At 35.2% G+C, this 13,152-nt stretch carries 15 protein-coding genes and 2 pseudogenes; 6 read left to right on the top strand and 11 right to left on the bottom strand.

Features of this window, described 5'->3' with window-relative positions:
- Positions 1-73: 73 nt before the first annotated feature.
- The 6 genes from ACESM9_RS11150 to ACESM9_RS11125 form a co-directional block, all read right to left on the bottom strand.
- Positions 74-313 carry a hypothetical protein gene (locus ACESM9_RS11150; RefSeq protein WP_372998366.1) on the bottom strand — a complete coding sequence of 80 codons (240 nt, stop codon included), beginning with the start codon at positions 311-313 and terminating at the stop codon, positions 74-76.
- Positions 297-1,862, bottom strand: coding sequence for a phage/plasmid primase, P4 family (locus tag ACESM9_RS11145; RefSeq protein ID WP_372998363.1), 1,566 nt, complete (start codon positions 1,860-1,862; stop codon positions 297-299). Before ACESM9_RS11145 ends, ACESM9_RS11150 begins: the two co-directional genes overlap by 17 nt.
- Positions 1,859-2,470 carry a CHC2 zinc finger domain-containing protein gene (locus tag ACESM9_RS11140; RefSeq protein ID WP_372998360.1) on the bottom strand — a complete coding sequence of 204 codons (612 nt, stop codon included), beginning with the start codon at positions 2,468-2,470 and terminating at the stop codon, positions 1,859-1,861. The genes ACESM9_RS11145 and ACESM9_RS11140 overlap by 4 nt, the downstream gene beginning before the upstream one ends.
- A gap of 5 nt (positions 2,471-2,475) precedes the next feature.
- A complete protein-coding gene (locus ACESM9_RS11135; RefSeq protein WP_372998358.1) occupies positions 2,476-2,664 on the bottom strand; it encodes a helix-turn-helix domain-containing protein in 189 nt (62 codons plus the stop codon).
- Positions 2,661-2,882 carry a hypothetical protein gene (locus ACESM9_RS11130; protein WP_372998355.1) on the bottom strand — a complete coding sequence of 74 codons (222 nt, stop codon included), beginning with the start codon at positions 2,880-2,882 and terminating at the stop codon, positions 2,661-2,663. The genes ACESM9_RS11135 and ACESM9_RS11130 overlap by 4 nt, the downstream gene beginning before the upstream one ends.
- A 339-nt stretch (positions 2,883-3,221) precedes the next feature.
- Positions 3,222-4,082 (bottom strand): hypothetical protein, encoded by an 861-nt coding sequence (locus ACESM9_RS11125; RefSeq protein ID WP_372998353.1) that lies wholly within the window; start codon positions 4,080-4,082, stop codon positions 3,222-3,224.
- 321 nt (positions 4,083-4,403) lie between these two features.
- Here ACESM9_RS11125 and ACESM9_RS11120 point away from each other — a divergent pair.
- Positions 4,404-4,787: pseudogene (locus ACESM9_RS11120) on the top strand (cupin domain-containing protein); the annotation flags it as partial.
- Positions 4,788-4,916: 129 nt separating this feature from the next.
- Here the strand turns inward: ACESM9_RS11120 and ACESM9_RS11115 are convergent.
- The gene (locus ACESM9_RS11115; RefSeq protein WP_372998351.1) at positions 4,917-6,341 is read right to left on the bottom strand and encodes a Na+/H+ antiporter NhaC family protein; all 1,425 of its coding nucleotides are present in this window, start codon (positions 6,339-6,341) and stop codon (positions 4,917-4,919) included.
- A 265-nt stretch (positions 6,342-6,606) separates the two neighbouring features.
- Positions 6,607-7,329 carry a YetF domain-containing protein gene (locus tag ACESM9_RS11110; RefSeq protein WP_372998348.1) on the bottom strand — a complete coding sequence of 241 codons (723 nt, stop codon included), beginning with the start codon at positions 7,327-7,329 and terminating at the stop codon, positions 6,607-6,609.
- 221 nt (positions 7,330-7,550) lie between these two features.
- On the opposite strand from ACESM9_RS11110, the gene ACESM9_RS11105 reads away from it, so the two are divergent.
- From ACESM9_RS11105 to ACESM9_RS11095, 3 genes are read left to right on the top strand one after another with little or no spacing between them, the layout of a single operon-like run.
- Positions 7,551-7,928 (top strand): DUF4363 family protein, encoded by a 378-nt coding sequence (locus ACESM9_RS11105; protein ID WP_372998345.1) that lies wholly within the window; start codon positions 7,551-7,553, stop codon positions 7,926-7,928.
- A gap of 12 nt (positions 7,929-7,940) precedes the next feature.
- Complete coding sequence (locus tag ACESM9_RS11100) at positions 7,941-8,087, top strand: hypothetical protein (RefSeq protein WP_372998342.1); 147 nt, start codon at positions 7,941-7,943, stop codon at positions 8,085-8,087.
- 15 nt (positions 8,088-8,102) lie between these two features.
- Positions 8,103-8,636: a DUF421 domain-containing protein gene (locus tag ACESM9_RS11095; protein WP_372998372.1), complete on the top strand. Its 534-nt coding sequence runs from the start codon at positions 8,103-8,105 to the stop codon at positions 8,634-8,636.
- 229 nt (positions 8,637-8,865) lie between these two features.
- Here the strand turns inward: ACESM9_RS11095 and ACESM9_RS11090 are convergent, their stop codons facing one another.
- Positions 8,866-9,561: a manganese catalase family protein gene (locus tag ACESM9_RS11090; RefSeq protein WP_372998339.1), complete on the bottom strand. Its 696-nt coding sequence runs from the start codon at positions 9,559-9,561 to the stop codon at positions 8,866-8,868.
- A 379-nt stretch (positions 9,562-9,940) separates the two neighbouring features.
- Between ACESM9_RS11090 and ACESM9_RS11085 the strand changes: the two genes are divergently transcribed.
- Positions 9,941-10,516 (top strand): cupin domain-containing protein, encoded by a 576-nt coding sequence (locus tag ACESM9_RS11085; protein ID WP_372998369.1) that lies wholly within the window; start codon positions 9,941-9,943, stop codon positions 10,514-10,516.
- A 194-nt stretch (positions 10,517-10,710) separates the two neighbouring features.
- Here the strand turns inward: ACESM9_RS11085 and ACESM9_RS11080 are convergent, their stop codons facing one another.
- Together ACESM9_RS11080 and ACESM9_RS11075 are read right to left on the bottom strand one after the other, a co-directional pair.
- Entirely contained in the window at positions 10,711-10,989 is a 279-nt protein-coding gene (locus tag ACESM9_RS11080) for a hypothetical protein (protein ID WP_372998336.1), read from the bottom strand.
- Between the two features lie 10 nt (positions 10,990-10,999).
- A pseudogene (locus tag ACESM9_RS11075) lies at positions 11,000-11,152 on the bottom strand (class I SAM-dependent methyltransferase); the annotation flags it as partial.
- Positions 11,153-11,571: 419 nt separating this feature from the next.
- Here ACESM9_RS11075 and ACESM9_RS11070 point away from each other — a divergent pair.
- Positions 11,572-13,038 carry a potassium/proton antiporter gene (locus tag ACESM9_RS11070; RefSeq protein WP_372998333.1) on the top strand — a complete coding sequence of 489 codons (1,467 nt, stop codon included), beginning with the start codon at positions 11,572-11,574 and terminating at the stop codon, positions 13,036-13,038.
- Positions 13,039-13,152 lie beyond the last annotated feature (114 nt).

Below are 13,152 nucleotides of genomic sequence, written 5' to 3'. Positions count from 1 at the left end.
CTTCTCATACTTCGTAACACTCATTTCCCTATACCTCCCGTGATTTTTTTATTATATCACGACTTCGTTTTGTCTACCAATCGTGGTACGGGTCAATTCTCACCTCCTCAAATCCTTCTAATATTTCTTCGTCTGAATAAGAAATGCCTTGCTCTTTCATCTGACTTAGCAAGGCATTAAGTTTAGTTGTTATCTTTATGTATTCAGGTACTTTTCCTTCTCGTACTTCTAAAGGTATACTGTGATTATCCAAGAATCTAGCTGCTTCATCATGCAGCCTTAATACTTCATTATATTCAAGCTTTAAGCTCATCTGAATTACCTCCTTCTATCATTTTATCTACCTTTTCCCACCAGGGTATTTCTTTTTTTGGACTATCGGACAAACTTGGACTAGTTTTCGGTAAATCCTTATATGTATTTTTTTTATTTATATTTATTTGTTTTAAGTCCAACTTAGTCCATAAGTCCAAAACTTTAATACCAAACCAATAATAAACACCTGATTTCACATTAGTAAATCCCTTTTCCCTAAGCCTTTTACCAAATTCACGTTGGCTTAACTCATATTCACCACAACTTTCACACCATCTTTTATAGGTATTATATAAGTCTGTAGCACTTATCTTTGACCTTGAATCTTCCTCGCAGCACTCGTCTAGGAATAATCCAATTGCATCCTGGCCTTTGCGGTATTCATTTTTCGCCTGTTTGAGTGCCTCAGGCTGTTTTAGCCCTTCCTTTTGCCACAGTAAGCAGCCTTCAACCATCCAAGCAAGAACAGCTTCTGCATCTGCTACTAGTTTCTCCTGAAGGTGCTTGTCCTTTTTTTCATCCGATACAACATAAGTAAAAGGTATTGCTACAATCCTTCGCCATAGTCCGTTATCTGTTCCTATGGCTTTTATTTCGTGGTTTGTGAGCATAACCAGTTTAGCTTTCATAATAAACTCGAAAAACTCCTTATGAAGGAATCTAGCAATAATTGTATCTCCACCAGTTAAACTTTTAATGGCATTGTCTGAAAACCTTTTGCCTGGGTCTGGCTCGGACATCAATACTAATCTTGCACCTTGCAACCTCGCAACATCATTCGGTATAGAGTTCATATCCTTGGCCATAATAATTTCAGGTGAAGCCGTTATTGCATAACTTCCAAGGCAATATTTAACCGTTTCCATCAGTTTGGTTTTGCCATTACCTCCGGACCCCTTCATTTGATAGAACTCTTCTTCTATAATCTTCCCGGTACAGAAGTAACCGAACAGCTTTTTTAGGTACATTACCTTATCCCGGTCACCTTCCATAATTTCATACATAAAGCCTTTAAACAGTTCACTTTTAGCATTAGGATTGTATTCAACATTGCAAATCTTAGTGAAATAATCCTCTCGTTTGTGTTCCCTTAGCTCACCAGTCTGCAAGTCTACAACACCGTTTTGCACGTTTAGAAGCATATCGTCTTTATCGAACTGGTTTATAGAAGCACACATAAAGGGTATACTGGATAATAAACTGATAGCGGCGTTAATCTTTGCTTGGCTCTCACTCGATAAAAGCCATTTTAAAGTCTTTGTCCGCTTATCATTATCGATAATACTCATTGCTTCTGTTTGTGCCATTCTAAAGCATTTTATAACGTCCTGGACTATCTTATTCTTGGCATCTTCCTGCCATACCTTACCGTCATACTTATACCACGCTGATTTTTCCGGCAGGTATAAGTAATTTCCTTTCAGCATATCAGCCAGCCTTTCAGCGTTTCCGGCATCCGTGCATTGATAAACAGGAATTTCATCTTGTAATAGCTCTGCCCTTAATTCCGGTTCATTTTCAATTAGTTTCTCTGCTTCATGGTTCACCTTGTGTCACCTACTTTCAATTTAAAGAAGTATTCATTTTTGAAGTTTCTCATCAGTTTTACTTGTTGCTCAAAAGTTCCTTCAATGAACTGGTCTGTTATACGGTCATAGAATCTATGTCCTTGCCGTATCCATCTATACAATGAATCTGTATATTCAATATCCTTGGACTTGAATAGTTCTTCTGCCCATTGAAAAAACTTAAACATCATAGTACACTGGTTATAGAATTGATTAAGTCTTTGAACTAATAAAGCTGCCAATTTGCGGTTCTCTTCACGCTGGCAGCTTATTTCTTTTATTTGTTTTTTATTAATTTGTGTGTCCGGCAAGTCAATTCTAAAGTCTAAGGCTAATTTCTTACAAGCTTCAATATTGGAAAGTCCGTATAAATCAGCTACATACTTTATTACATCAAAACCCCAGGAACACCCGAAGCAGTAACCTGAATTACTATTTTGATAAAGAACCAAACTTGGCGTTTTTTCATTATGTTTGGAACATTTCCCTATTAACCTGTTTCCGCTACATTTCAATGGTCTGCCATCATATTTTCGATATGCTTCAGCTATAGGAACGGAAGCTTTTATTGTTTCGAATATACTCAACTTTATCACGCTCCCTGCTGTACGCTTTGCCGCTCCAGATTCTCCATCCATAAAACCAATGTTTCCTCAAAGAAAAATACACGGTTTGAATAACGAATATGCGGGATTTTACCTTTTCTAACAAGCTTCATTAAATGTCCGTATGAGCAGCCAATTAATTCAGCAGCTTCTTGTGGATTCAATCTCTTCTTCATACGTTTACTGCCTCCTCTCCTTCGCATTGGCAGGGGAAGATATCTGCTTCACTTTCTTTTAATACGGAAGCTATCTTTTGTCTCCAGCCTTCAAACGGATATATTTTGCCGTTCGCAATCTGGTAAATGGTACAAGGTGCAATCCCTGTCTGCATTGACACACGGTAAAGAGACTTCCCTTTTGCTTTTGCAATTTCTTTCAGTCTGTTGTAATACATTTTTTTCTCAACTCCTTTACTAATAATTATTTAGTTAATATATTTGGGCATAAAAAAAGGCCGCTTTCGCAGTCTGTTTTTAACATAAAATAAGCCGCCCTGGTCGGCAGCTTGTCTATCTTAATTATAAAACAATAAAAATTCGGTGTATAGTCCGATTTAGTCCGATTATTGCAAAACTTCTTTGCTTACAGCCACTATCTCACGCTATATTATAGCGCATAAAAAGTATCATTTAGTCTCATCTTTTAAAAAATAAAGCAACCTTCCGGCTGCCCCTATTGGAATGAAGAATATTAATTTTCCTAGTTTAAGGATAACATCTTATTTTATATAAGTCTACTGTACTTTACTGTACACTTCGCTTTCTCTTTCAATAAACTTCTGTAATGCTCTTTTACGCATTTTGCGTATGTTTTCTATGTTATAATTAGTTGCCTGGGCAATTTCTTGCCATGTATATGATTGGAAATAATGTAGTTCTATATAGTTTTTGGCTGGTTTGTCTTTGTCTAGTTCGTTTAATATATCTTTAATCCATCTTTCAAATGCGTTTAATTCAGTCATTTCCCTTTCGTAGCCTTGAATTAACCCATTTAAGCCATATTTGCTGTTTTCAATATTATATATAGCAGCATTAAAAGTACTATCCGATATTGTTCCTGCCTTAGGCATGCCAGATATTTCCTTGCTTTGTAATACGTCTTTTTCATAGTCTCTTTCCTTAGTTGCAGTTTCTATTCTCTTTGTTAACTCTTCACGTCTTGTAGGAATATCGGGATAAGCATAAAGCCACTTTTCAATTTTTCTAACTGCTAACTCAAATTTTTCTTTGTCAGATAATGAATCCGTAATAGTTCTAAGTTCATCATACTTTTTAATATATTCTGCTTGTTGGACTTCTAAATATTGGCCTAAATCTCTTTCCATGCTGGCTATTTCTTTCTTCATTGCCTCATAACCTTTTAACTGCTCCTGTAACTCTCTTTTTCTATAAACTTCTCCCGGGTTGCTCTTGTCTTTTAGCCGTAAAAGCTCATCATATGCTTTTTTTATGTCAATATGCCAGAAGTCACGCTCTTTCTTTTCTTTAGATTGTATAAAGTGCATCCAATATTTTTGCATATTTGCATTAATATTGCGTATTTCATCTTCTAGTTCTTTTACTTTCTTTATATTCTCAGTATTTAGCTGTGCCATTCTTCATTCCATTCCTTTCTATCTCTATCTATGTGTATATTTTACTATATTTGTAAGGCTTGTTCAAACTATTCTAATTGGGCACAATGTTGGGCACTAATTATTAAAAAACAATGTAAAATCAATAAAAAAGAAATAAATTAGGGAAACGAACTAAACACTCAATGTCAACTAGGAGTAAGGCTATATAAAATTAAATAAAAATAAATAAAATCAATAAAAGCACTTCTTCATTTCCCCTATGCGCTACCAAAAATCACTCGAAATATTTCGAGTGATTTTTATTTTCCTGCTTCAGGATAGTAAGGATAATTTTAGCCTAACATTGAAAAGGCTACTAAGCAAAAGAATACTTTTCGCACCGCTTTATGGACAGGAAACCATTTGCAGCTTACCTTAATGAGCATCAATGTTGGGGAAGACATAGGTTTGGAAATCCATCCCCACCTTGACCAATTCGTACGCATTGAACAAGGCCGAGGGCTTGTCAAAATGGGTGATAGAAAAGATTATTTGGATTTCCAAAGAAAAGTCTATGATGATTATGTATTTATCATACCTTCTGGTAAATGGCACAATCTAATCAATATAGGTAATAAGCCGCTTAAATTGTACTCTATTTATGCACCACCTCAACATCCATATGGTACAGTTCACGAAACTAGAGCAATTGCAGAAGCTGCTGAAGCAAGCCACGGATACTAATTCTCAAAAGACACTATGAGAGAAGTCTTAAGTACAGCTTTCTATGATAAAATCACACCTATATTGGAAAATATTATAATCTATAACACGTAAGAACTAAAATAATATTTAGATTTAACTTTAGATATTTCAAAGAATAAAGGGAAATATGATAAATAGTATCGTAGATATTCCTACTGCTGTCAAACTATAGGGTAATTGCGATTTAACATGTTCCACTATCTGTATATCAGATATAGTAGCTGAGAGAATGGCTGTTTCCCCAAGTGGTGAAGCGTTATCCCCTAGAGACCCTCCTGCTAATACTGCACCAATGACAAGCGGAATACTTGAATTGGTACTAACTGCGAGCGGTAGAGCTAATGGCATGACTAAAGCCCACGTTCCCCAAGCTGAGCCCATAAAATATGATGCAGCACATCCGATTAAGAATATTACTGCAGGAATTAAGAAGCCTGGGATTCTATTCCCGACAATATTCGTAACAAAATCTACAAATCCTAAATCTTCAACAATGGAAGAAAGACCCCAGCCCAGTATCAATACAATAATAGGAGGTATGATTTCATTTCCACCAGATAAAAAGTGACTTTCTATCTCTCGCATAGGTATTTTTTGAAGTAGATAGAAAATTGATGTTAGGACTATGGTTAAAATGCCTGAAAGCAGAATGGACTTTTCAAATTCAGCATTCATAAGTGCATCTAATAAACCTACACCATTATCCTTTCCCGTATACCAAAAGAAGAAAAAAGTTGAAGCAATTAGTAAAGAAAGTGGTAGTATAAGATTGAAGGGACGCGGAGGAGCTTTTTCTTCAAATTTGCATTGCTCGTAAGCTTCATGGCTATTGTGCTCGCTTTCTTCTATTTGTTTCTTATTTATTCCCGAATTGACTTTGGTAAACCCAAAATTAAATAGAATTACGGCAATACTAATGAGAAGCATAACAATTGCATAAAAGTTAAAAGGTATGCTTTTAATAAACATGCTATATGGAGAATCATTAATACCTACTTTATTTAAGGATGAAGCGATTACTCCGACGATATACCCTATGTAGGTTGTACCTAGGGGTATAAGAATAATTAAAAGGCATGATGTGACATTCACAACATAAGCTAACTTATATTTGTTACCTTTAACCTTATCAATTAGTGCTTTCCCGATTGTACCAGATGAGATTACGTGAAAACAGCAGTCTATAAAGGTAAAAAGAGTAACAACCCAAATTGTACCTAATGCCGCCTTTTCTGTTTTAACATATCGATATGCAAGTTCTGAAAAACCTTTAATACCACCCGACACTTTCATTATTTCACCAAAAGCTCCAAAAACATATAGAAATAAGACGATGTACATGCTTTCTTCACTAGCTATAGCTTCAACTAAATGCTCTATAGCTGAAATTGTGCCTTCAATAATATTACCTTTCGCTAGAAAAATCCCTCCAACAAGAATTCCTATAATAAGAGATGGAATAATTCTTTTAGAAAATACTGTAAATAGTATTACTAGGATAGGTATAAAAATTGAAACTATATTGTATGCCATAGAAACTCTACCTTTTTTTCAATAGTATTTGAGAGCGAGTAAAATACTATTCCATTGTATTTTGTTTAGGCTACATATCATATAGTTCCTCCTTCCAAACCTCTATTGTAAGAAAGAGGGGACAAATACGGTTCGAGTATGCGCTACTAGATAGGCACTCAATTAATCTATTGAGAGCCTTATTTTCTAAGCTTTCCAGTCAAACTATCACCACATTTAAACTGACCAAAAGAATCGCCCCAATGATAAATCTAAACATTCTAATTTACTCTATCCCATACTTACCGTGTTTCTCGTTACCATTATTCTTTTTTGACACATATATATTCCCTGAGGTATCGAGACCGGCATAAAACACTTCACCTGCATTACCAATCCCCTGCTCTCCTAGCTTACTCAGAAGCCATTCTTCATTTAAGTTAACATCCTTCAGATTTTCTAACATAACATTCCCATCAATAATGATATCTTTTGTTAGACCCTTATAGGAAGTAGGTATATTTAAGTCCGATGGTGTTAATGGCTGCTTCTGGGATTTAGGCAGTACGGATAACTTTCCATCATTCTCTAGAACTGCAAACTCAACATCTGCAATATTAAATGTATTTTTCTCTCTTAGCAGAGTATTCAAGTCGTTAATAGTAAAACGTACTTTCTTCATGTTTTCATCTACTATATTTCCATTTGCAACAACTACAACTGGTTCTGAATTTACAAATTTTCTAACTATAAAACTTTTTATATGAGAGTAATCCGATAAAACTCCAAGTATTGATAGGATAATCAGCGTAGTAACTGCTGAAGCAGTAGAACTTTGTGGCCCAAGTGCCAGATTTGCAGTAACAGATCCTAAGGTTATCCCAACTGCAAAATCAAAGAAGGTCATTTGAGAAATTGCCTTTCTGCCCATAAATCTTGCCACAAGCATCAGTAACAAGAAAGCTAAAATTGCTCTAAGCAGCGAATTTGTTATATCTTGATAAAACATAAGCTTTTCCTCTCTAGTATCATTTTCACTATTATTCTCCTTGTTATGACTTGAAATACTAATAAAAATTTACAATGTAATAATGTTTATCAATACACTAAATAAAGTATAAGTTGCATTTAAGTGTAAATACTAAGCTTTAAGGAAATGGTATTATTAAGTAAAATTAGTTGTCATTATCAGGAAAGATTAAGACTTGATTAAAGGTGCAGGTGATGAGAGTGATAAGTAATAAAAGGATTACTTTAGGTCTTATAGGTTTAGTAGTTCTAATATTTGTTGCATATTTCCTTATACTCCAACTTAGTTTAAGCTCAACTAAGAATGTTCCTGAATTATTAAACAGTATTTCCTCTTCAGCAATAGATGGTGATTGGCAGAAAGCAAGTCAACTCAATAGCGAGCTTAATGATGTATGGAAAAAAAATGAATATCTTATTATGATAAACTACTCAGAAGCTGAATTCTCAGTATTCGAGCAGACAATTGCAAGGCTTGAAGCTGCTGTAAAGCAGAATGAAGAATATGAAACTGTAAAGGAAGCAGCCGATGCTTTAAGTTTATGGCAGAGTTTTGGCAAACTGGTGCCTAAACCTTAGGTGGGGATATGAATGGAAATCTTAGTATATGCGTTGCGATGTCTGATCATGTTAATTGTTACATTTGCAGGTGTTAGAATTCTAGGTAAAAAAACCATTGCTCAGATGACATCCTACGAGCTTGCAGGAATATTACTTTTGACAACTGCTGCGGCGTAGCCTTTAGTATATAAGATACCGTCAAAAGCTACAGTTGGAGTCTTTGCTATAGCGACCGGCGTTCTTATAATAGGATGGATATCGTTAAATAAAAAGTTCTATAATGTCGATTCCAGGGCAGTAATAGTTATTGCCAATGGCAAGATAGATAAAGAAGCTCTTAGGACTTATCGAATAAACCTACCGTTTTTGCTGTCAATGTTAAGAATAAAGGGATATCCAAAGGTATCTGATGTAGAATTCGCAATCATTGAGCCCGACGGAAGTCTTTCAGTTGTTCCCAAATCTCAAAGCCGCCCCGTTACTCCTAAGGATCTAAATATTGATACACAGTATGAGGGATTGGCACTACCTCTAATTATTGATGGTGAGATTCAAGATGGAAATTTAAAATACGCAAATCTTGATAGAAACTGGCTGCAGCAAGAATTGAAAAAGGTAAATATATCTAATGCGAAAGAGGTATTTCTTGCAGAATTGGATACTCAAGGAAAACTTTATATTGATCTCTATAAAGATAACAATGCAAATAAACCGCCTGATATTTAAGATTCAAGCTGTGCCTATTCTATGTTATATTATTCCTTACATTATTCATTAATTTCATGTCTTTGTTAAGTTAAATTTAAATCTCTATAATGAGTTCTTTAATGTAATTCTTCATTAATTATGATTGGCGCAAGTAGAGTTTTACGGATTCAACAAAATAACTAACAGTTACAATGTAGCTGTAGTTATTTTGTTCAGAATTAAATGCCTTTATTTTAAAATTTTAGTGTTATTGCAAATTCTGATTTGCCTGACTATTATCAGGATTGTTAAAACTTGGAGGCTGGGGCTGGTTTATATCAAAGTATTTTCCTGGAGTCGATAAATCAAAGTACAACCGGGAATCTTTAGTGATGCCCCAGTCTTTTAATGAACCAGTATCCTGCAGTTTGTTGAACGCTTCTCTAAAGAGAGTATTATGTGCTTCTTCCCTATTTAATAGAAAATCAATGGTATCTCTTACACCTTTGTCATTTATCTGTCTATACAGATACTCATATACTACCTTTGCTCTCTGTTCTGCTGCAATGTTTGAAAGGATATCAGCTGCCAAATCGCCTGTTTCATTTACGTATGCTGCTGTCCAAAGCTGCCCTGATGCATTGGTTAGTGCAGGAGCCAGTCCGGTAAGAACATGTGCTTCTATATTACCAATAGTTGCATTTTTTGCATCTAAATTATGACCATTAAGTAAGTTTATTGCTGTTGCAACCATTTCCATATGGCTAAGTTCCTCTGCTGCAATATCCAAAAATAAGTCTTTAATCTCCTTATCTTTAATACGGAAGCTCTGTGATAAATATTGGAGTGCCGCTTTAAGTTCACCTTGAGGACCGCCCAGTTGTTCTTGAAGCATAGCCGCATAGTTCGGATTTGGAGCATCTACTTTCACTTCATGTAAAAGTTGCTTGTCATGTTTAAACATTATACATCTCTCCTTTTTAGTTTATTCTTTAGTCTTGCACAATGGAAATTTTTTTATTCTTGCAATATCCTCATTTAGTTTTAAGAACAAAAACTAAATGAGGATATTGCAAGAATAAAACTATATTATTTATACAACTCCTTCATAATTTTCTCGACCTCGATCAAAAATGAGAGGGGATAAGTACGGTTCGGGTATGCGCTACCAAAAATCACTCGAAACATTTCGAGTGATTTTTATTTTTCCGTTTCAGGATAATAAGAAGAATTTTGCCTAACCAAGTTATTCGATTCAAGAACCGTCATTAAATTTCCTGAAGCACATCTCCTTAACATAAAACATAAGATAGTATTATAAGCTTATGAAAGGAATAAACAATATGTATAACGTTAATAAAACGTATCCTAGTCCTTATTACGCTAATACACCAATGTATAATCCATATCCTTACTTCATTAACGGACCAATGTATAACCCGCATTTACCTAATCAATATATTCCTTTTACTAATGCAGCAGAAGAAGGTACTCCCATTAAATTGAAGGACTATGGACCAAAACCGTTTGTTATTGATATTGAAAAGGCTACTAAGCAAAACAACACTTTTCGCGCCGCTTTATGGACAGGAAACCATTTGCAGCTTACCTTAATGAGCATCAATGTTGGGGAAGACATAGGTTTGGAAATCCATCCCCACCTTGACCAATTCGTACGCATTGAACAAGGCCGAGGGCTTGTCAAAATGGGTGATAGAAAAGATAACTTGGATTTTCAAAGAAAAGTCTATGATGATTTTGCATTCATCATACCTGCTGGCAAATGGCACAATCTAATCAATACAGGCAACAAGCCGCTTAAATTGTACTCTATTTATGCACCACCTCAACATCCACAAGGTACGGTTCATAAAACTAAACAAGATGCAGAAGCTGCTGAAGCAAGTCACGTCCACTAATGTCAAAATTGACTAAAAAGTCTTTAAAAACAGCTCTCTATGGTAAAATTATATTATCATAGTAAGCTGTTTTTTACAGCTAGAAGATTTTAGACCTCAATTGCAAGTGAGAGGGGACAATCATAATTGGCTGCAGCAGCATGCTGGTTTTAGCAGCTTAATAACTAGCATAACGAGTTAAGCTAATATAAAATTTATAGTTTAAAATCCCAACGACTTCCTCCCCTAAGCAGCATATTCGGATATCCCCATGTGCCTTTAACAATCATTGGCAAAATATATGCAGCATTTTTAGCCCTATCTTTAAGAGTATTTTTCTCACATTTTTGAAAACAGGTTATTGTATTTGCAGTCATAGGATTTTTTATATTCCGAGAAGTCAATAATAATCTTGCGGCATTCCAAATCTTCCCCGGAAATATTAAATTTACATCATGAATTGCTATATGACCACCTTCAACCACTTTAGGCATCCAGTTTTTTTTAATCTTCCTTCACAGCAGGGTATCTGGCATCACCATCAACAAAAAGCAATCCTATAGGTTTATCAAATTTTTCTGCTGCATAACTTGAGGCTTCTTTTATAGGAATTATCTGACCCTGGACACCATGTTCTTGGATGTTATTCTTAAACGCAGTCCAAGTGTCTCCTCCAAGTGTTCTTTATTCCCATGCTTCTCTCCTTTTATTGCACCCTTCGCTAAAGTTATTGTCGAACGGCCTTCATCTGAGCTATTCCTGGGTCTATATCCAACACATTAGCCATAAACCTTATTGATTCTCTCCTCTTTCTTCATCACATAATTATCCTCCGTGCTATATCTTTATTCCTAAAAACCTGCTTATGTTGAATCCCATCACCAGTTTCAAATAATACAAAATTTTATTTTGTTAGCCAATTTTTGATATCATAACTTGTTAACTTATTGTTTATAGGGTAGAATAGGGTAGAATAGCTTAGAAATTCTCTTATAGTATTTAAAAATATGTACTATCAATTATATTATTAAAGGTTTGGAAAAATCTTATACACAGTACTTATTTAAGGAGAATAAATGCCTTCAATACACGAATTCACTATAATAATTACATTACTTATGCTGTTTTGTGTTTTTGCAAGCAGATTCCTAACATACTTTGGAGTTCCTGTTCTGATATTCTTTATCGGGATTGGTATGATACTCGGCTCTGAAGGAGTTTTTGGAATCCATTTCGATAATCCCAACTTAACAAGAGAAATCGGAAATATTGCTTTGTGCTTCATAATTTTTTCTGGAGGCATGGATTTGCGATGGAGGTCTGCAAAGCCTATTATTTCCAGTGGTCTTTTACTTTCAACTGTTAGTGTATTTCTGACCGCATTTTTAGTAGGAATAGTTTCTAGTTTGGTTCTTGGCATACCGCTTCTTTATGGACTTTTACTTGGTGCTATTGTATCATCAACTGATGCGGCTACGGTTTTTTCAGTATTTCGTACACAAAAATCAAGGCTTAAAAGCAAAGTAGCTTCACTTTTAGAATTTGAAAGTGGTTCTAATGACCCAATGGCTTTTATGTTAACAATTACTATGCTGGGAATAATCACAAATCCACAGGATGGTATATTAAATTATGCTTTGTTATTCCTAAAACAGTTCGGTTTTGGCACAATTATTGGTATCACATTGGGCTTTGTTACGGTACAAATATTAAATCGTATGCGTTTGAGTGTAGAGGGTATGTATCTTATTGTAGGCATATCTCTTTTGCTGTTCACATATTCTATTACTTCACTTGTCGGAGGTAATAGTTTTTTGGCAGTCTATATCGCTGGGTTTATAATTGGAAACGCAAGTTTTATACGGAAAACGCGTCTCGTACGTTTCTTTGAAGGTCAGTCATGGCTTGCACAGATAATACTGTTTGTGACTTTGGGACTTCAGGTGTTCCCAAGCCGCTTGGTTCCGGTTGCGATAAGCGGTATAATTATTTCACTTATACTAATATTTATTATCAGACCTATTGTGGTAATTCCTGTACTATCACTATTCAAAATACCGTTTAAAGAGCAATTATTCATTAGTCTTGTTGGTTTTCGTGGAGCAGCTTCAATAGTTTTTGCAACCTATCCACTTACGGCAGGATTACCGTTTGCTTCTGAAATTTTTGATATAGTATTTTTTATTGCACTATCTACCGTTTTATTTCAGGGCATTAGTTTAAAGCCTTTTGCTAAGCATTTAGGAGTTCTTGAAAAAGAAGATAATAGACCAGTTATGCAGACTTTCAGTCAATATATGGATGAACTTAATGATATGCCAATACTTGGAGTATATGTTCTTAATGATTCCCCGGCTATTGGTAAAAAAATATCGGAATTAGAATTACCCCAACATGTAAGAATTGTTGCAATAAGGCAAGCAGGCCACTATATAACACCAAAAGGTCAAACTGTAGTTAATGCTGGTGACAGGATGCTGTTAACATCCCTTGAAGAGTATAATTTGAGTGAGATTTGTGAGAAATTTAAATTTGAATCTTAATATACTCAATTAGGGTGTCATTGGGTGTCATTGGTCGAGTAAGCTAGGTGCATCACTGCACCTGCTTCTCACAGAACCGGACGTGCCCTATTAAGGCATCCGGCTCTTCATAAC

Source organism: Lutispora sp., assembly GCF_041687175.1.
Classification (GTDB): domain Bacteria; phylum Bacillota; class Clostridia; order Lutisporales; family Lutisporaceae; genus Lutispora.
This window is presented reverse-complemented; position numbering and strand designations above follow the sequence as displayed.

What these genes read in the sequence shown, in the direction of transcription:
- ACESM9_RS11150 (WP_372998366.1), bottom strand. Translation starts at nt 313, where the DNA reads ATGAGCTTAAAGCTTGAATATAATGAAGTATTAAGGCTGCATGATGAA.
- ACESM9_RS11135 (WP_372998358.1), bottom strand. Translation starts at nt 2,664, where the DNA reads ATGAAGAAGAGATTGAATCCACAAGAAGCTGCTGAATTAATTGGCTGC.
- ACESM9_RS11130 (WP_372998355.1), bottom strand. Translation starts at nt 2,882, where the DNA reads ATGTATTACAACAGACTGAAAGAAATTGCAAAAGCAAAAGGGAAGTCT.
- ACESM9_RS11125 (WP_372998353.1), bottom strand. Translation starts at nt 4,082, where the DNA reads ATGGCACAGCTAAATACTGAGAATATAAAGAAAGTAAAAGAACTAGAA.
- ACESM9_RS11115 (WP_372998351.1), bottom strand. Translation starts at nt 6,341, where the DNA reads ATGGCATACAATATAGTTTCAATTTTTATACCTATCCTAGTAATACTA.
- ACESM9_RS11110 (WP_372998348.1), bottom strand. Translation starts at nt 7,329, where the DNA reads ATGTTTTATCAAGATATAACAAATTCGCTGCTTAGAGCAATTTTAGCT.
- ACESM9_RS11100 (WP_372998342.1), top strand. Translation starts at nt 7,941, where the DNA reads ATGGAAATCTTAGTATATGCGTTGCGATGTCTGATCATGTTAATTGTT.
- ACESM9_RS11090 (WP_372998339.1), bottom strand. Translation starts at nt 9,561, where the DNA reads ATGTTTAAACATGACAAGCAACTTTTACATGAAGTGAAAGTAGATGCT.
- ACESM9_RS11085 (WP_372998369.1), top strand. Translation starts at nt 9,941, where the DNA reads ATGTATAACGTTAATAAAACGTATCCTAGTCCTTATTACGCTAATACA.
- ACESM9_RS11080 (WP_372998336.1), bottom strand. Translation starts at nt 10,989, where the DNA reads ATGCCTAAAGTGGTTGAAGGTGGTCATATAGCAATTCATGATGTAAAT.
- ACESM9_RS11070 (WP_372998333.1), top strand. Translation starts at nt 11,572, where the DNA reads ATGCCTTCAATACACGAATTCACTATAATAATTACATTACTTATGCTG.